This window comes from Siphonobacter sp. SORGH_AS_1065, assembly GCF_030818595.1.
Lineage (GTDB): Bacteria > Bacteroidota > Bacteroidia > Cytophagales > Spirosomataceae > Siphonobacter.
The window spans coordinates 4,001,994-4,019,853 of the sequence record NZ_JAUTAM010000004.1 but is presented as its reverse complement, the minus strand read 5'-3'; the positions used below and the strand labels follow the sequence as shown (position 1 = coordinate 4,019,853).

16 protein-coding genes and 4 tRNA genes are annotated in these 17,860 nt (G+C 45.4%); 9 read left to right on the top strand and 11 right to left on the bottom strand.

Annotation, left to right across the window (positions count from 1 at the left end; genetic code table 11):
- Nucleotides 1-28 precede the first annotated feature (28 nt).
- On the top strand, nt 29-544 hold the full coding sequence (locus tag QE390_RS17445) for a peptidylprolyl isomerase (RefSeq protein WP_106634762.1): 516 nt from the start codon (nt 29-31) through the stop codon (nt 542-544).
- A 69-nt stretch (nt 545-613) separates the two neighbouring features.
- Here QE390_RS17445 and QE390_RS17440 read toward each other — a convergent pair whose 3' ends face one another.
- Nucleotides 614-1,075: a dCMP deaminase family protein gene (locus QE390_RS17440; protein ID WP_106634763.1), complete on the bottom strand. Its 462-nt coding sequence runs from the start codon at nt 1,073-1,075 to the stop codon at nt 614-616.
- Nucleotides 1,076-1,209: 134 nt separating this feature from the next.
- On the opposite strand from QE390_RS17440, the gene QE390_RS17435 reads away from it, so the two are divergent.
- Nucleotides 1,210-1,773, top strand: a complete 564-nt coding sequence (locus QE390_RS17435) for a DUF2911 domain-containing protein (protein WP_106634764.1) — start codon at nt 1,210-1,212, stop codon at nt 1,771-1,773.
- A gap of 43 nt (nt 1,774-1,816) precedes the next feature.
- On the opposite strand, the gene QE390_RS17430 is transcribed toward QE390_RS17435, so the two are convergent.
- From QE390_RS17430 to QE390_RS17400, 7 genes are all read right to left on the bottom strand, one after another.
- Nucleotides 1,817-3,139 (bottom strand): AarF/ABC1/UbiB kinase family protein, encoded by a 1,323-nt coding sequence (locus tag QE390_RS17430; RefSeq protein ID WP_307143096.1) that lies wholly within the window; start codon nt 3,137-3,139, stop codon nt 1,817-1,819.
- A gap of 15 nt (nt 3,140-3,154) precedes the next feature.
- Nucleotides 3,155-3,793: a TetR/AcrR family transcriptional regulator gene (locus tag QE390_RS17425; RefSeq protein ID WP_106634766.1), complete on the bottom strand. Its 639-nt coding sequence runs from the start codon at nt 3,791-3,793 to the stop codon at nt 3,155-3,157.
- A gap of 210 nt (nt 3,794-4,003) precedes the next feature.
- Nucleotides 4,004-5,119: an acyltransferase gene (locus QE390_RS17420; protein ID WP_307143095.1), complete on the bottom strand. Its 1,116-nt coding sequence runs from the start codon at nt 5,117-5,119 to the stop codon at nt 4,004-4,006.
- Nucleotides 5,120-5,350: 231 nt separating this feature from the next.
- Nucleotides 5,351-5,423 (bottom strand) — tRNA-Lys (locus QE390_RS17415).
- A 53-nt stretch (nt 5,424-5,476) separates the two neighbouring features.
- Nucleotides 5,477-5,549: transfer RNA gene (locus QE390_RS17410), tRNA-Lys, on the bottom strand.
- Nucleotides 5,550-5,602: 53 nt separating this feature from the next.
- Nucleotides 5,603-5,675 (bottom strand) — tRNA-Lys (locus QE390_RS17405).
- 102 nt (nt 5,676-5,777) lie between these two features.
- Nucleotides 5,778-5,850: transfer RNA gene (locus tag QE390_RS17400), tRNA-Lys, on the bottom strand.
- 118 nt (nt 5,851-5,968) lie between these two features.
- On the opposite strand from QE390_RS17400, the gene QE390_RS17395 reads away from it, so the two are divergent.
- Entirely contained in the window at nt 5,969-6,655 is a 687-nt protein-coding gene (locus QE390_RS17395) for an SH3 domain-containing protein (RefSeq protein ID WP_106634768.1), read from the top strand.
- 4 nt (nt 6,656-6,659) lie between these two features.
- On the opposite strand, the gene QE390_RS17390 is transcribed toward QE390_RS17395, so the two are convergent.
- Complete coding sequence (locus QE390_RS17390; RefSeq protein ID WP_307143094.1) at nt 6,660-7,475, bottom strand: SDR family oxidoreductase; 816 nt, start codon at nt 7,473-7,475, stop codon at nt 6,660-6,662.
- Nucleotides 7,476-7,526: 51 nt separating this feature from the next.
- Entirely contained in the window at nt 7,527-9,749 is a 2,223-nt protein-coding gene (locus QE390_RS17385; protein WP_307143093.1) for a gliding motility-associated C-terminal domain-containing protein, read from the bottom strand.
- A gap of 116 nt (nt 9,750-9,865) precedes the next feature.
- Between QE390_RS17385 and rlmD the strand changes: the two genes are divergently transcribed.
- The 3 genes from rlmD (at nt 9,866) to QE390_RS17370 (ending at nt 13,048) form a co-directional block, all read left to right on the top strand.
- Nucleotides 9,866-11,284: a 23S rRNA (uracil(1939)-C(5))-methyltransferase RlmD gene (gene rlmD / locus QE390_RS17380; protein ID WP_307143092.1), complete on the top strand. Its 1,419-nt coding sequence runs from the start codon at nt 9,866-9,868 to the stop codon at nt 11,282-11,284.
- 91 nt (nt 11,285-11,375) lie between these two features.
- Nucleotides 11,376-12,314 carry a beta-1,6-N-acetylglucosaminyltransferase gene (locus QE390_RS17375; protein ID WP_307143091.1) on the top strand — a complete coding sequence of 313 codons (939 nt, stop codon included), beginning with the start codon at nt 11,376-11,378 and terminating at the stop codon, nt 12,312-12,314.
- Nucleotides 12,315-12,382: 68 nt separating this feature from the next.
- Complete coding sequence (locus QE390_RS17370) at nt 12,383-13,048, top strand: acyltransferase (RefSeq protein ID WP_307143090.1); 666 nt, start codon at nt 12,383-12,385, stop codon at nt 13,046-13,048.
- Nucleotides 13,049-13,107: 59 nt separating this feature from the next.
- Here the strand turns inward: QE390_RS17370 and dnaB are convergent, their stop codons facing one another.
- Nucleotides 13,108-14,715, bottom strand: a complete 1,608-nt coding sequence (gene dnaB / locus QE390_RS17365; RefSeq protein WP_106634774.1) for a replicative DNA helicase — start codon at nt 14,713-14,715, stop codon at nt 13,108-13,110.
- Between the two features lie 199 nt (nt 14,716-14,914).
- Here dnaB and QE390_RS17360 point away from each other — a divergent pair, with 199 nt between their 5' ends.
- The 3 genes from QE390_RS17360 (at nt 14,915) to QE390_RS17350 (ending at nt 17,776) form a co-directional block, all read left to right on the top strand.
- Nucleotides 14,915-15,883: a PhoH family protein gene (locus tag QE390_RS17360; protein WP_106634775.1), complete on the top strand. Its 969-nt coding sequence runs from the start codon at nt 14,915-14,917 to the stop codon at nt 15,881-15,883.
- A 61-nt stretch (nt 15,884-15,944) separates the two neighbouring features.
- Nucleotides 15,945-17,198 carry a zinc metalloprotease gene (locus QE390_RS17355; protein WP_307143089.1) on the top strand — a complete coding sequence of 418 codons (1,254 nt, stop codon included), beginning with the start codon at nt 15,945-15,947 and terminating at the stop codon, nt 17,196-17,198.
- A 77-nt stretch (nt 17,199-17,275) separates the two neighbouring features.
- Nucleotides 17,276-17,776 (top strand): DUF4131 domain-containing protein, encoded by a 501-nt coding sequence (locus tag QE390_RS17350; protein ID WP_307143088.1) that lies wholly within the window; start codon nt 17,276-17,278, stop codon nt 17,774-17,776.
- Nucleotides 17,777-17,860: the final 84 nt, after the last annotated feature.

Sequence of the window (17,860 nt, the reverse complement as noted above, 5' to 3'; positions counted from 1 at the left end):
ATTGGTACGTTTGCAAAAAACAAAGCTCATGGAAATTACAAAAAACAAAGTAGTTCTTTTAACGTACGACTTATCAATCAAAGGCCCGGATGAAGCAGACTTTGAATTGGTAGAAGCCATTGGCGAAGAAGAACCAATGGGTTACATCCATGGTCTGAGTGGATATCCCGAACGATTTGAAACCAGCCTGGAAGGTTTGAAACCAGGTGACACTTTTGACTTCTCCATCTCTCCCGACGAAGGCTACGGTCAGCGTGATCCCGAAGCGGTGGTTGATTTACCACTTGATGTATTTAGCGTTAACGGCGAAATCGACCAGGACTTACTTCAGGTTGGTAACGTGTTACCCATGACCAACGAAGAAGGTCAACAAATGAATGGCCGTATCGTAGAAATTACGAACGATGCCGTTTGGATGGATTTCAATCACCCGCTGGCTGAAATGCAATTACATTTCAAAGGTAAAATCCTTGACGTTCGTGAAGCTACTCCTACGGAATTAAGCCACGGTCACGTACACGGTGAAGGCGGCGTTCATCACTAAGATGAGCTCTACTTAAGCTTCCCATTATAAAAAACAGCAACGAATTGATTCGTTGCTGTTTTTTATTGATCAGGCCATCGTTGGTACATATTCTTCTACGGTAACCCCAAACTTTCGCAGAAACTCGACGCCTTCGTCAACGCCAATGCCTTTATACTTCGCATAAGAGTCCTTAAAAACCACGCGGGTAATGCCCATGGAATAAATAATACGGGCACAGGCGATGCAGGGCGAAAGGGTTACGTAAATCGTGGCTCCCTCAATACTGGCTCCCAGTTTGGCCGCGTAAAGAATGGCATTCTGTTCGGCGTGCAGAGCCAGCGAACAACTTCCTTTGGAATCCCTGGGACAGCCTACTTCGGGAAATTCTTCGTCGCAGTTGTGAGTTCCAGCAGGGGGGCCGTTATAACCAATGGAAATAATACGGGTGTCTTTCGTTAATACGGCACCAACCTGAGCTTTGATGCAGTGGGATCGTTTGGCCAGATTAATGGCCAGTTCCATAAAAATATCGTCGAAATGGGGTTTCATGAATTACGCTGACAATCAGATCAAATAAGCGGAAATGGGAGATAATCTCTCGAAAGGTATCTTATTTCGTTGTTTTTGTTCGTTAACTTTTGCCGAAAGTTCCGACATTAAAACGACGTACGCTTACTTAAACTATGAAATTATTTCATTTGCTCGTTCTGCTTAGTCTGTTTGCGGGTAAAGTTCAGGCTCAGGCCGACTCCACCCAGTCAACACCTACCGTTGAATTAGTACAACCCCAATTACGCCCCAGCCCCGTGGCTATGGCTCAGTATAAAACCGAAAATTGTTACCTGAAACTAACCTATGGCCAACCCATGCGAAAAGGTCGGGAGATTTTTGGGAAGCTTGAACCTTATGGTAAACTGTGGCGAACAGGAGCCAACGAAGCGACCGAACTGACCCTTACGAAAGACCTTAAAATTGCGGGTGTTCCCGTTCGCTCAGGCACTTATACTTTATTCAGCATTCCTAATCAGAATTCATGGACCATTATCCTGAACACCGACCTGGGGCAATGGGGAGCTTTTAATTACAAGCCTGAACATGATTACGTTCGTGTAGATGTTCCCGCGATTAAGAATAATCAGATTTACGAAGCCCTCACCTTCAAGTTTGAAGAAACCAGCGAAGGAGCGACGCTCCAGTTAATGTGGGATGATGTAAAAGTTCAGATTCCGATGGCTTTTGCCAAGTAATCCCCATAAAAAAGACCTTTCTAAAGAAAGGTCTTTTTTATGATTAGGCTTTAGCTTGAGGACGTAACCAATCCGGTCGGTTTGTCTTGACCTGGGCTTTTAATTCATTCAGAATGGAATACAAACCGAAATACGTTCGGTTCACATATAATCCATGCTGACTACCCCGAGCTACCTTGGAATTACGGATTTCCTCAATGCGTTGCAGCTTATCGGCAAAGGCGTATACCTCTTCGAAGTAGGCATCATCCCCAAAATCAAACGTTTCCTCTTTAAAGGGACGACCCAGCAGATGAATCATCTGAACGAAAAGTCCTGAGAACAATTCTTTCTCATGGTCGGAATCACCCGGATATAAGAATTCTAGGTTATAGAAAATCGTCTCCGTCTTTTTCTGATCTGCCACGGTATCGGGGTTAATCAGGGCGAAGTAATTTTCGTAATAATACTGCGGAATGTCCTTGATACAACCAAAGTCAATCACTCCCGTAGTGCCGTCGGGACGAAGCAGGAAGTTACCGGGGTGCGGATCGGCATGAACCTGTTTGAGGGTGTGAATCTGGTAATCATAAAAATCCCAAAGCGTCTGTCCGATGCGGTTCCGCACTTCCTGACTGGGGTTGGTCTCCAGAAATTCACTCAGGTGTTTTCCTTCCAGCCAATCCATCGTCAGAATCCGTCGAGCCGAAAGCTCTGGATAATATTGCGGGAAAATTAATCCTTCAATGTGAGCACAGGCTTGAGTAATTTCCTTTCCCCGGCGTAATTCCAGCTCGTAATCCGTTTCTTCCAGCAAGCGAAGTTCTACTTCAGCCGTGTAGCGATCTACGTCTTTCTCGTTCAAACCAAAAAGCGTTTTCGCCATTGGTTTTACCATTTTTAAATCTGAACTGATGCTATCCGCCACCCCGGGATACTGCACTTTTACGGCCAGATTTTTGCCATCTTTCGTGGCTTTATGTACTTGACCAATCGAGGCCGCCGCGGTAGCTTCCATTTCAAAGGTATCGTATAGTTGCTTAGGTGACTTTCCGAAAAGCTTCTGAAAGGTCTTCGTCACCAGCGGAGCCGACAACGGAGGTGCCGAATATTGCGATAACTGGAAACGCTGGGAATACTGCTTCGGTAGTAGATTCCGATCCATGGACAGCATTTGAGCTACCTTTAAGGCAGAGCCCTTCAACTGACTCAGGGATTCGTAGATGTCAACGGCGTTATCTTCGTGCAGTTCATCCCGACTCAGATCAGGATTCACCAGTTTCTTGACATTATGCTTTAAATAGTTCCCGCCAATTTTAACGCCCGTTTTAACAAACTGCGTGGCCCGGGCTACTTTAGATGTGGGGATGGATTGCTGTGATTTCATACTAATAGAGGATACTTAGCGATTTTGATACACGAACTTGGCCAGATCCAGTGCCGAGTCCAGAGCGGAAGCTCCCAGCAGATCGAAGGCCATATTAACGGCTTTTTCAATAGCCGTATCCGTTTTCTCGAAACCTTTGGATGTGTCCTTGCTCCAAAAATCCAGTAACCAGAGCGTCTGGAGCCAGAACGCATCCGGGTATTTATTTTCAATGATGCGACGAGACTGTACTTCACGACTCTCCCGCCCCTCAGCCATCAGATCTTTGACGAACTTTTCAAACTGATACTTGAATTCTGCCAATGTCGAAGGCGTGCGAAGCGAACGGTGCTTGCGGGCTTCCTGCACACTACGAATGACGAAACTCCGATTGTTCGTCAGCGTTTCGATCCAGGTATAATAAAAGGCCAGTAACTTCTCCCGAACGGAATACGTTTCATATACCTCATCATTACGGAGGCGAGCCAATGTATCTTCGAAAAAGCCCAGCCAGATACTGCTTTCAATTTGTTCGAAGGAATTATAATACTCGTAAAAATCCGCTTCCTTGATTTTGAGTTTCTTGGCAAAAGCAAAAACGGTCGGTGGTTGTTGACCGTGTTCTAAGAGATAGTCGATATACGAATCTTTAATCTTGGTTAACGAAGCTGCCATATGTTGCGGGAAAGATATCTGATTGATAAAACGTAAAACGACTTACGGTAGTTCTCAAATTTTAGAGAATCGTTGCAGGATTTACTAGATATTTTTCCGGCAAATAACAAATGAATGCGAAAGAGTAATACAGGAGAAGGATGAACGGTAAGGGAACCCAACAAAGAGGCACGCTTTCGCGTGCCTCTTCTAATTTTACTATACGTTCTCTCACCCCAGTTTTTTTCTTAACCATGCACGAACCGGCTCATCATACCATTTCAAGCTTACGTAGGCCAAGGCAACACTACCGATCAGTATTAATAAAGCATAAGGCCAGGCTTGGGCGAGCGTTACGCCTTTATGATTACTGATCCAGGCTACGTAAAAATAAACGAGTGGGTAATGAACCAGATAAAGCGGATAGGATATATCCCCCAGGAATTTACACAGTCGATACTCCATCTTCGTATGCACCACACCGCTGGCTCCCAAATAAACGATGAGGGGAAAAATGAAGATTATACAGACTGATTCATACATGCCATTTAGCCACAGATGCTCAGCACCGCCTATGCGTGGCATGTATAATACAAGAGCGACCAAGAGGCTGCACCATAAAAAGGCACGTTTTACGCGAGTGGGCCTGGCGATGCGTGACAGCAGTAATCCGGCAAAAAACGGATACATCGTCCGGGTAATTCCTATCCGTACCTGCTCCGCATTCAGGGTCCAGCCACCGCTGACGTCTCCGCTGGGACTAGTAATAGCCAAATGAGCCAGGGCCAGGGCTGCGATACCTACCAGTATACTGAGGGCAACAGTCGAGAATTTCCGTATGCCGACCGCGTAGAGGATGTTGGCAATGTATTCAAAGAACAGCGACCAGCCTACACTGTTGAGCGGATGCATTTCCTGCCAGCCCCGTATGTCAAGGGATAACGGAACGGGTAGAATCGTGTACCCCATGAGCATGACCAGCAACATTTTCCACCAAGGAACGGTGTGAATCAATGGCCAGATCGTTGAATCTGTATAGTAGAATCCGATAGCTCCAAGCGTCATTCCCAATATGACCATGGGTTGAAGCCGTATGAGGCGACGCTTAAAAAACGAACCGACGGTCATGGTATGCCATCGGTCATCGTACGCGTAACCCATAACAAAGCCTGACAACAGAAAGAAAAAATCAACGGCTAAGTAGCCGTGGTTCACAAGGATATCCAAATGCCCGGTCCCTAAGGGCTCCGTCAGGTGAAAGGTAACGACGATAAGGGCTGCCACGCCGCGTAATCCATCCAATATAGGATAATGCGGCTTTGCCGAACGTTCACTACTAGTAATCATTGATAAATTTCAGGTTTAGAGTTTCGTATGAAAAACTATACTTCGCACAAATAATTACCTATTTGCACGAAATTTCAGGTATTCTTTAATGATTTGAGGGACTTTGTATTAGGAAAGATGCTTGGCTCCGGTTTTACCGAGGTTATTGAAATCTCGTTATACAGGCAAGAGTATCACTGATTTAACCTGAAGCCATAAAAAAAACATCCTGGTTTAGGATGTTTCTTGAAGTGATTCCGCTGGGATTCGAACCCAGGACCCATACATTAAAAGTGTATTGCTCTACCAGCTGAGCTACAGAATCGATACTCGTAAATTTCTGGTGTACTGAAGCGATAGAATCGCTAAACTTATTTGTGATTCCGCTGGGATTCGAACCCAGGACCCATACATTAAAAGTGTATTGCTCTACCAGCTGAGCTACAGAATCGATACTCGTAATTTCTGGTGTACTGAAGCGACAGGATCGCTAAACTTATTTTGTGATTCCGCTGGGATTCGAACCCAGGACCCATACATTAAAAGTGTATTGCTCTACCAGCTGAGCTACAGAATCGTACTAATTTGCTGATGATGCGGTAAATCTAAGTTGAAATAATGAGTTAAGGCAAGTCTGATGGGAACTTAAAAAACTCTGATTCGTACTTTTCTTTACTTGTGATTCCGCTGGGATTCGAACCCAGGACCCATACATTAAAAGTGTATTGCTCTACCAGCTGAGCTACAGAATCATTATCTTTGCTTGACAGAAAGCCTTTCCGTTTTTGCGAGTGCAAAAGTAGTGTTATCAGAAGCCGAACGCAAGTGTTAAGAGTTAAATTTTTACAATTTCTTTATCTTTTTTTCGTTTTGAGCCTCGGAAACGCTGTTGCTCAGAACGTCACGGCCAAGATTCAGCAGGCCGATTCTTTGTTTAAAATTCACAATTTTTCGAAAGCTACCCTCGCTTACGAGGATGTCCTGAAAGTTTCCAACCGCATTTCTCCCGCTATTTTTCTCAAACTTGCGTACCTCTACGAGCAAAAAAAAGACTGGTTGCACGTTCAGTATTATCTGAATTTGTACTACGAACAGATTCCTGACGAAAGGGTACTAAGAAAAATGAATGAAATTGCCCGTGATCAGGGCTGGAAAGGGTACGAACTCGACGATTTTAATCTGCTGGTTTTGTTATTCAAACAGTATTCCGGTTACCTCATCGGCCTTTTGCTTAGCGTGGGCTTATATGTTTTTATTATCCTGCTGATTAAAAGGATCAAGCATCAGTACATTGCTTTTAGGTATAAAGCTCTGTTTTTTCTGTACTGGTTAGCCATTACCCTACTCGTCAATCTTCCCGGACGTTACCGACAGGTTATCATCCGAAAACAGAATTCTATTCTTCGTTCAGATCCTTCGGCGGCGGCCCCTCCTACTGAGATGGTAAAAGAAGGCCACCGATTGAAAGTCGTAGGAAAGTCTGATATCTGGTATCAGGTCTTGTGGGAGAATCAGCTCGTTTACGTGAAATCTGCGGATGTGTGGATTGTCCGGTAATTCTCTAAGATCGATTTCGTAAGGGCGAGTTATCTTCTTTGGCCAGTGTATTATACACCATTTTGTCCATAAACTTGGGGAATAGCTTATTAAGAAAGACGGTGAGCTTTCCCTGAGAGGTCAGAATCAATTCGCGTTTACGATTCACAACGGCTTTGTAAATATGGACGGCTACCTCTTCCGCTGACATCATTTTTTCCTCATCTCGCATGGTTTCGCCCATGCTTTTTCCATCCTTGCCGAGTGAAGCTACCCGAATATTGGACGCCGTAAATCCAGGCGAAGCCGTTAGTACATGCACGCCCGTGTGTAAAAGTTCCGTGCGTAAGGCTTCTAAAAAGCCATTTAAAGCAAATTTAGACGCCGAATAGCCACAACGAACGGGTAAACCCCGGTAACCTGCAATAGAGGAAATTCCGACAATGCTGCCTTTGGCTACCTTGATGTAGGGCAGTGAGGCTTTGGTTGCGTATACACTTCCGAAGAAGTTAATATCCATTACCTTCCGAATTACTTCCGGGTCCATGTCTTCAAACATGGCCCGCATGGAAATTCCCGCGTTATTAATAAGTACATCCAGTCGACCGTATTTGCTGATAATTTCCTGAATCATACGGTCATTATCTTCGGCAATACTCACATCCGCCACCAGACTTAGATAATCAATACCTGCCCGACTTAATTCCTGATTAACCTCAGCCAGTTTCTTCTCGTCCCGTCCCGTAATCACGACTTTACTACCCTGCCGGCCAAATTCCAGAGCCAACGCCTTGCCAATCCCCGACGAACCGCCCGTGATTAATACTACCTTATCTTTCATTGTAATGGTTATTCATTAAAGCACTCAAAGTACGTGATTTTTTCCATCGAGTCATCGAAGGAGGTTCACAACCCCTTTGAATTGCCGTTTGCTGTACTTAATCAGGTAATAAAACTGTCCCGTTGAGGTATTTTCTCCGGTCCACCGAAAGGTTGGTTTGGTATCCCGAAAGATCTGCTTTCCCCAGCGGTTATAAATTTCCACGAATTCAAATTGTTCAAGGCAGTTATCCAACGGTAAATCGTCAATGGAGAAGTAATCATTTTTCCCATCATCGTTCGGCGTAAACACGTTTGGCGGAGTAAACGTATAGTCCACCATACGGTCGCGAATGGTTAACTCCACTTTTATGGTATCGAATCGATTGGGGTTACAGGAGTTATCTTCCGTTACAAAGTCAATCACAAACGTTTTTTCGGGTAACCCTTCCATTAACGCACACGTAGGTATCCACTCGAAAGGACCGCTGGCGTTACCCGTACCCGATCGATTTTGCCAGCTCATGCCGGCAGAAGCCAGCGTAAAGCCCCGCCCGTTCCCCGTCAGTGTAATCGGATCATTATCAGGATCCTCGGCATTAACCATAAAACGAACGGGTTGCCCGGTGGTTCCTTCCAGCAAGACAGTAGCGGTATTACCGGCAAGTGTAGTTTCAACCCGTGGCCTTTGACTGGGTCTGCCCGTGGCTTTCAGTTCCACACTGACCGAATCCCGGCGATTCCGACCACAACGGAGGTCAATGACGTAAAAGTCCACGATATAGGGTTCATTTCGAACGGCACTACAAACGGGAGTCCACTGAAAAGGAGATCGGGCTTTTCCCAAGCCGCTGGAAGGAGTAAAAGTCATCCCTACACTGGCCAGAGTAAACCCTCTGCCTCGGGCTTCAAGACGAATGCTATCGGGATCCAGATCAAGACCATCAATATTGAATTGTAAGGGCGTACCCATCGCAATCGTCGCCCGATTGTTAGCCAGTGTCGTAGAAATTTGAGGTGGCAGATTCGGTCTTGGTCGGACAAAAACGCTGATGGTTAAAGTATCATGCTGCGGTAATGGACAACTTTCATCACTGGCAATCACCTGAAACCGCAGCGGCCGACCTTCAAAACTTTCGGCACACTCTGCCAGACAAATCCGTGCTTTGGCCGTGTCCCCTGCATGGGTAATCGTTACCTGAGAAAGGTCGAGCTTAAAATCCAGTGGCGTTGGATACAAAGGATTGACTTTCAGATTCAGACGAGAATTCGCGTCCTGATCCGTAAAAAATAAGTCAAGGCAACGCTCCTGACCCACGGCCATTTCGATGGTCTCTCCGGCTCGGTAAAAGTTACGTTTTCCTGCTTCTCGAGCCATCACCTGTGGCGGGGCACTCATCGGGCAGTCAATGACTTTGAGCTGAAAATCCCGTCGCACCAGACCAATTCGTTTGCCAGCCCGAAACTCTTCCACCATCACTGAAAACACATACAACCCCAGTTGCGTAGCCGTTACCGAAAGCCGACCCGTTCGACGATCAATGGCTAAAGGAGGATTGCCGGGAATGGCATTCGTTGCCGAGTAACCCGCCCCCCAACTTACAGCCGGATAGGCCGAACTGCCTCTGGCCAAAGGTGCAGGCTGAGCCGCGGTGCTATACCCGTTCAGGGGTGTTACCAGCGAATAGGATAAGCTATCACCGTCGGCATCGGTAGCACTAAAGTCGAAAGTGAAAGGTTTATTAATGCAAATAAAATCCCCCTTAACGGTTTCGAAACGAGGAGAAGAATTTACAAAAACCCGGTTATTCTGGTAAAGAGCAGGCATTTCCAGATAAAATGCGGTTCCGGCACTACTAGGGCTGACGATATTATTAATAATGTTATTGCGGCAACATCTTTCCCAAACCAGGTAATACCCATCGGGGTCATTGAACACTTCCTGACGAAAAATCACTTCTGACCCGTATCGAATCAAACGGGTTCGCAAAGAGGCGGCTGAAGTGCTACACAGCGGGTTGCTGTACGGAATAATTTCATCCGTTAACCTCGGCATGACCAGGTCCGACATCCGGGCGTTGTCCTTTTTTCGAAAAATGGAGATCGTGACACTGGGATCATCCGCTCCGCGATTTCCATTAATGTCATCAAAGTAAAGATTCAGGTAAATGCGGTGCGTCCCCCCGTATAAACTGGCTCGCAATGATTCGACCTGAAGCTCTCCACCAACGATGTGCGTCGCCCAGGCGGCAAGGGTACTGAAAAGTAGTAATAAAGTCAGGTAAAGTTTTGCCATAGAAGATTCGGTTCCGCTCTGAAATTACTCTTTATGAACGATTTAACAAAGAATCCCCGACGAGTACGCATTAAATAGCGATTGACCTGTAGAAATTATCTAATTTTGTAAAGTCAATGAGAAAGAACAAACAGAAAACACCCGTAATTCTGGAAAATTTACGGGTTGAAGATTTTGCCGCAGAAGGTAAGTGTCTGGCCCGGAATGATGGTCAGGTGATTTTTATTGAGGGTGAAGTGGCCCCCGGTGATCTGGTAGATGTCCGCATTTTCAAAACCAAAAATAGCTTTAGAGAAGGCCGGGCCATTGCTGTACATGAGTTTTCGAACGTAAGACAGGAGCCTCGTTGTCAGCATTTTGGCACTTGTGGAGGCTGTAAATGGCAGCACATTCAATACGAAACTCAGCTTGATTTTAAAACCCGTCAGGTACGGGATTCGCTGGATCGGCTGGCTAAAGTTCCTCATCCGGGCATTCTTCCCATTATTGGCTCTGCTCAGGAGTATGGTTACCGTAATAAACTGGAGTTTACTTTTTCGTCAAACCGCTGGTATACCGACGCCGAAATAGCTTCGGGCGATACGCTGGAACGGCGGGCCGCTGGTTTTCATATTCCCAAGCGTTTCGACCGTATCCTCGACATTGAAAAATGTCATCTACAACCAGAGCCTTCTAACGCCATTCGACTGGCGATTAAGGCTTACGCTGAAGAGCGGGACTGGACGTTCTATGATCTTATTAAGCACCAGGGCTTTATTCGGAACGTCGTTATTCGTACGGCCAGTACGGGTCAGGTTATGGTGATTGTTCAGTTTGGCGAACCTCAGTGGGAAGCGATTAACGAACTGACCCGTTACCTACAGGAAACGTTTCCGATGATTTCTTCGCTTCATGTGGTGGTAAACGAAAAGGTAAACGATACGTTTCAGGATCAGGACGTGATTCACGTATCAGGAACGCCTTACATCGAAGAACAAATGGAAGGCCTGATTTACCGGGTGGGTCCGAAATCTTTCTATCAGACCAATTCCGATCAGGCTTATACGCTATACAAGATTACCCGTGACTATGCTCAACTGAAAGGCGATGAGCTAGTGTACGATTTATACACCGGAACGGGCACGATTGCCAACTTCGTAGCTCGTCAGGCTGCTCATGTAGTTGGCATTGAATACGTTCCCTCAGCCGTAGAAGACGCTAAGGTTAATTCAGAAATCAATGGTATTTCGAATACCAGTTTCTTCGCCGGAGACATGAAAAAACTCCTTCGGGCTGAGTTTTTCTTTGAACATGGCAAACCCGACGTCATCATTACTGATCCTCCACGGGCCGGTATGGACGCAGATGTGGTTGAAGCAATCATTGCCGCCGCTCCCCAGCGGATTGTCTATGTGAGCTGTAACCCTGCCACCCAGGCCCGCGACGTAGCGATGTTATCGGAATTATACGAGGTGAAAGCAGTTCAACCCGTTGACATGTTCCCGCATACCCATCACGTAGAGAATGTGATGTGGCTGGAGAAGAAAGCACAATAGATCAGAGAAGGTTACCCGATAGTTTAGAGAAGGCTCAATTTTTTGAGCCTTTTTTTTATGCCGCCAGCCCAGCTTTCTAAACTCTCTTTCGATGGAACGCAAGCAGTCTCTACCTCGAATAGCCTACTTGATTATTGCTCATCATCAGCCTTCTCACCTGGCCCGGCTCATTAAGCAATTGGAACATAGCGATGATCATTTTTTTATTCATGTAGATCGCAAACAATCGATAGAACTGTTTCAGAACGAAGTAATGACTACCGAAAATATTCACTGGATAAGCGATCGTAAGTCCATTTTCTGGGTAGGCATAGGAACTGTATTAGCGGAGGTTGAATTACTCCGGGCGGCGTATCAGTATGGAGCATTTGACCAGTACATTTTACTTAGTGGTTCAGACTATCCCATCAAACCTCCTGAATACATTAGATCTTTTTTAGTACAGGAAAAACGCATTTTTATTCCTGTACAGGGTTGCATTTATCCGACTACTGATCGTCGGTTTAGTGACCGATTTAACCATTATCATTTCATTAATAACGACTTCTTAAACCCTCGGGGCAAGCACAGTAATCAATTTTTCTTTTATCAGGTAAGGAAGTATTTAAACAAGCATCCCCTACGCAGAAGAATCCCTGAAAACATTCACTTATACCAGGGCCCAACCTGGGTTGGATTAACTCATGCATTCGTTAAGTACTTATTCACCGAGGTTGCTATTCAGAAGCTGATTCGTTTCTATAAATTCATGTATTGCCCCGATGAAATGTTCTTACCGACTTTGGTAAAAACCTCTCCTTATGCAAATGATTTATATTTTGACTATGAAAAAAATACCGATGGGTTAAACTGGTTAGGGTTATTCTACACCGACTGGCACACTCCTAATGTCATCTTACCCAAAACCCTGGTAGAAGAGGACTTTACGGCCTTAAAGGAAAGTCATGTTCATGCCTTGTTTGGAAGGAAATTTGATGAAGTCAAGTCTAAAGAATTATTACTTTTGGTTGATAAACATTTGTTAAAATAAATCAACATTTAAAATTCGTAAAGTATACTTGTAAGTCAATGCTGACCTTGAAAGATTAAGTATCATTTATGAAGAGGTATCTTAACATTCTATCTAACATCAACCTACAAACCATTCGGTTCAACTTTAAGTATTTCCCGTTTAAACAAGCCATACGTTTTCCCATTTACGTGGCTCCTCAAGTACATTTCAATCACTTAGCCGGGCAAGTTTCCATTGAAGGCCATCTTTGGCCGGGTAAGATTAAGATTGGTTATGGTGAAATTGGCATATTTGATAAACAAAAATCACGTTCAATCTGGCAAGTTTCCGGGAATGTTGTTTTTAAGGGAGCGTGCAATATTGGCCATGGTTCTAAAATTTCGGTTGGCGACGACGGCACTCTGATCTTTGGGGATAATTTTACGATCACGGCAGAGACGTCCCTCATCTGTTATCGTAAAATTGAATTCGGTGCGAATTGTGTACTTTCCTGGGAGATCCTAATGATGGATACGGATTTGCACACCATAAAAAATAGTCAAGGCGAAGTCATTAACTATCCTAAACCCATTCGTGTGGGAGATAACGTATGGATTGGCTGCCGCTCTACCATTCTCAAAGGAAGCACAGTATCGAATGACTCTATCATAGCGGCAGGAAGCCTTGTCACGAAGCCGTTGGAAGGAACCAAAGCTATTTTTGGGGGAAGTCCTGTACGGATCTTAAAAGAAAATGTCCGCTGGGAGGTTTAATAAAAAAGGAACCCGATTGATTCGAGTTCCTTTTTTATTATGCATTGTTTCAGCCATACCTAGAATGGTACGTCACCCATCCCCGTACTGAAGCTGCCAAACTCACCCGGAGGTGGGGTTTGACTTTGCTGATTTACTTTACTACCAAAGGTCCTGGCAGGAGCCTGATTTTCGAAGGACCCAATCGTCTCGCTGTTATCCGCTGGACTGAAACGCGGAGCATCCATCATGGAGAAATCTCCTCCACCTAAATCAGCGAATTTGGTAAATTTATTAATAAAGCGAAGCGGCACCGTCTCGGTAGAACCCGAACGGTTTTTCGCAATGATTACTTCCCCTACGCCCGTCGTTGGCTGTCCGTTTTCGTCTTGGGTAATACCGTAGTATTCAGGGCGATACAGGAACATTACCATATCCGCATCCTGCTCAATCGAACCCGATTCCCGTAAATCCGAAAGCTGTGGTTTTTTCTCTCCACCCCGCGTTTCTACGGCCCGGCTCAACTGGGACAGGGCAATCACGGGTACGTTCAATTCTTTCGCCAGGTTTTTTAAAGCTCGCGAAATCGAGGCAATTTCCTGCTCCCGGTTTCCGCCGCCTTTCGAGCTATCGCCCTGCATTAGTTGCAGGTAGTCAATAACCACCAACTGAATATCGTGCTGCTGCTTTAATCGACGACACTTTGCCCGAAGTTCTAGAATGGATAAGGCCGGGGTGTCATCAATGAAAATTGGAGCCGAGTTGAGCTTCCCAATTCGGGCGTGTAACTGAGCCCACTCGTGGTTGGCCAGACTTCCCTTTTTGATTTTCTCACTTTCAATTTCTGCCTCCGCCGAAATCAGACGGTTTACTAATTGAACCGAAGACATCTCCAGCGAGAATACGGCTACGGCCTGATTCCAGTCCACCGCCGCATTTCGACACGCGGAAAGAATAAAGGCGGTCTTACCCATGGCAGGACGAGCCGCAATAATCACCAATTCGGACTTTTGCCAGCCCCCCGTTACCCGATCCAGAGCCGTAAAGCCCGAAGCCACGCCCGTCAGACCATCGCGTAAGTGTTTCTTTGCTTCGAGTTCTTCCAGAGCTTGTTTCACCACCGCATTCATATCCGAAAAATTCTTACGAATATTCGATTCTGAAATTCGGAATAAATCCTGCTCGGCCTTATCCAGAAGGTTAAAAACGTCCGTGGTATCTTCATACGCCATCTTCAGTACTTCATTGGAAGAAGTAATCAAATCGCGTTTGATTGAATTTTCAGCAATTTTACGAGCATACGACTCTACGTTAGCGGCGGAACTGATTCGGCTGGTTAACTCGGCCAGATAAGCCGAACCACCCGTAAATTCCAGCGTGCCATCATTTCGCAGGCGTTGCGTAACGGTTAATAAGTCAACAGGTTCCGAATTATTGAAAAGCGTTAGAACCGCCGAAAATATTTTTTGATGAGCTTCGCGATAGAAACTCTCTGGTTTCAGGATATCCACCACATTGGTTAATGCGTCTCTTTCCAGCATTACCGCCCCCAAAACCGCTTCTTCCAGATCAACCGACTGGGGGGGGATCTTTCCAAGTCCCGTATCGAGCCAACGATTACTAGTGGCGAGCCCTCCTACCGAAGTTGTTGGTTTTCTTGCAGTTATGTTTCGTCGTTTGTCATCCATAGGTACAATGTTACGCAAAAATGACGCTCATTTCACAGGGAATAAGCTCATTTTTTTCAGAAATTTGCTAAATGGCTGATACTGAAAATAAACCCGAATCCCAGGGCTCAAACCTGAAAAAAAAATAGACAAGCTTTCGGAAAACCAGTAGCAAATCATTACTTTAGTCAAAGAAATTTTCACAAAACCTCTGTATAGTTTGATAGAAAAGACCATTACCCTCGACGAGGTTTCACTAGTTGACTTTTTAGGCGTCGAGAATACGAATATCCGGGAGCTTTCTGCGGCTTTCCCGATGAGTAAGATTATTTCAAGAGGTAATGAAATTACCATTCGGGGTACCTCCGCTGAAATCAGTCGAATTACAGAAATTTTAGAATCTCTACAACAGCATTATTTACGGTTCGGTAAAATCACTTCTGATAACGTAAAGAATTACCTCGGCCATACCGAAGAGGAAGGCTCTGTTCCACAGACGCCAACCGATGATGACGTTTTTCTGTACGGGAACAAAGGCATTGTGATCCGTATGAAAACGGCCAACCAACTGGCCATGGTTGATGCAGTTGCTAAACACGACATTGTATTTGCGGTGGGTCCGGCGGGTACCGGGAAAACCTATACGGCCGTTGCCATTGCAGTTAAAGCTCTGAAAAATAAGGAAGTAAGAAAAATCATCATTACTCGCCCCGCCGTGGAAGCTGGCGAAAATCTTGGCTTCCTGCCCGGCGATCTGAAAGAGAAAATTGATCCTTACTTACGCCCGATTTACGATGCTCTGGACGACATGATTCCAGCCGAAAAGCTGAAATTATACATCGAAAACCGAACCATCGAAATCGCCCCGCTGGCGTATATGCGGGGACGAACGCTCAATAATGCCTTTATTCTGCTGGACGAAGCTCAGAACACGACGACCATGCAGCTAAAGATGTTTCTGACGCGGATGGGTCCAAACTCCAAGACCATTATTACCGGGGACCGCACTCAGGTGGATTTACCAACCAAGATGAAATCTGGTTTGAGTGAGGCTTTAACCATTTTAAAGGATGTTCCCGAAATTGGTTTTGTTCAGTTAGACGGACGTGATGTGTTACGTCACAAATTGGTGCGATTGATCATTGAAGCCTACGAAAAGGCCGAAGCTCCTCATGAATCAAAAAGATAGTCACTCCAGTATTCTTTGCAAAAAGCCGCTCCTCAGCGGCTTTTTGCTTGGACTTTTATGCATGAGTACCAGCTGGGCTCAACGCATCCGGGATTGTGCGTTTTCTCCGGTGTATCAACAGCAGGTTTTAAAGGTAAAAAACGCAACCATCTCCCGGCAGATTTTCGAAGATTCGATTCGGCATTACATCCAGAATAAAAAAAACCGGGGTGGCCGTACCGCTGAGAAAATTATTCGCATTCCCGTGGTCGTTCATGTGATCCATAACAATCCTGATTCATTAACCATTGGCGGACGCGGAAACGCGAATATTTCGGTGGAGCAAATTGAGTCGCAAATCCGGGTGCTGAATGAAGATTATCGCCGGAAAGAAGGTACGAATGGCTATAATACCAATGCCGTAGGTGCTGACATGGAGATCGAATTCTACCTTGCCAATCGGGACCCTAACGGCAATGCAACCACGGGAATCACTCGTCGGTATCGAAACAAATCCATTTATTCGATTGATACGGATTTGGAAACAGTTAGTGCCACAAGCTACTGGCCTTCTGACCGTTACCTGAATATCTGGGTCTTACCCGACATTTATTCGTACCTGGGTTATGGACAATTTCCAGCTTCCACCTCGGTTCCCGGCTTAAGTTCTTACTTTCAGGATTATGCTCACACGGATGGCATTTTCGTGGCTCACCAATACTTTGGTTCCACTGGAGATTTGGCTGATCAATCTTACGCGTTGGGTCGAACGGTTACCCACGAAATAGGCCACTGGCTGGGGTTGATTCACACCTGGGGCGATGAATATTGCGGTACTGATTACTGCGATGACACTCCCCCCACGGAATCTGCTAACAGTACCCGCTTTTGTAACGACCGCTACTCTAACTGCGTTTCAGGACAGACTACGCGAAATATGATTGAGAATTACCTTGATTATTCGCCCGATGCTTGTATGAATGTTTTTACACAGGATCAGAAAGATCGGGTGCGGGCCGTTTTAGAGTTAAGTCCCCGCCGAAAACAGTTGGTTAATGCCAATAATTCGCTCGAAGAAACCTCAACGCTACAACTGAAGGTTTACTCGAACCCAATTCAGAATAAGATACTTTATTTTGACGCTACTTTTCAGGGATTACATTCGGTCAAGTATCAACTCACTAATACGCAGGGATATACTTTGTTTCATTCAGAAGCAAACAATCAGCCCAGCAGTAGTTACTCAATCCCGGTCGGGCAATTAACCCCAGGTACCTACATTTTAACCTTTGCGACGGAATCCGAGAAAGCGAGCCATCGCATTGCGGTCCCTTAACCATTAGCTAATTATACTCAGTTTTAGCAAGGATTCGTGAAAATAGATTTCAACTTTGAAGCCTAAAAAATGACTTCATGCGTTGGAATCTATTTCCTTTTTTAAGGTATGTAATAGCCCTCTCTGCGGGTATTCTACTCTACCATTGGGGGCACTTTTCCTTTCAAACTTTTCTGATCATTTCAGGAACGGCGTTGATCGCATTCCTGGGGCTTCAGTTTACTCCCGTCGGAATCAAATGGCTTGGCGGCCTGGCGGGAACGGTATTCTTCATGGGTTTAGGAGGATTGATTACTCACACCTCCGATGAAAAACTTGCGATCAACCATTTTACACCTCTTCAGGATTCTGTTATAGCCTACCGGGCGGTTTTGTCCTCTGCCGTTGAGAAAAAGCCCAGCACCTACCGAGTTATTGCGGAAATCAATGCCGTAAAGGTTCGGCATGAATGGCGGGAAACTCAGGGAAAAATACTTCTGTTTATCGACCGGACCGTTACGCGTAAGCCCCGGTATGGCGACGTATGGGTCATTCGCAAAAGACCGGAGTTAGTCGAACCACCTTCTAATCCCGATTAATTTAATTATCAGGCTTATCTGGGTTACCAGGGCATTTACCATCAGCAATATGTACACGCCTTTGATTTTGCCCAGCTTGGTAAC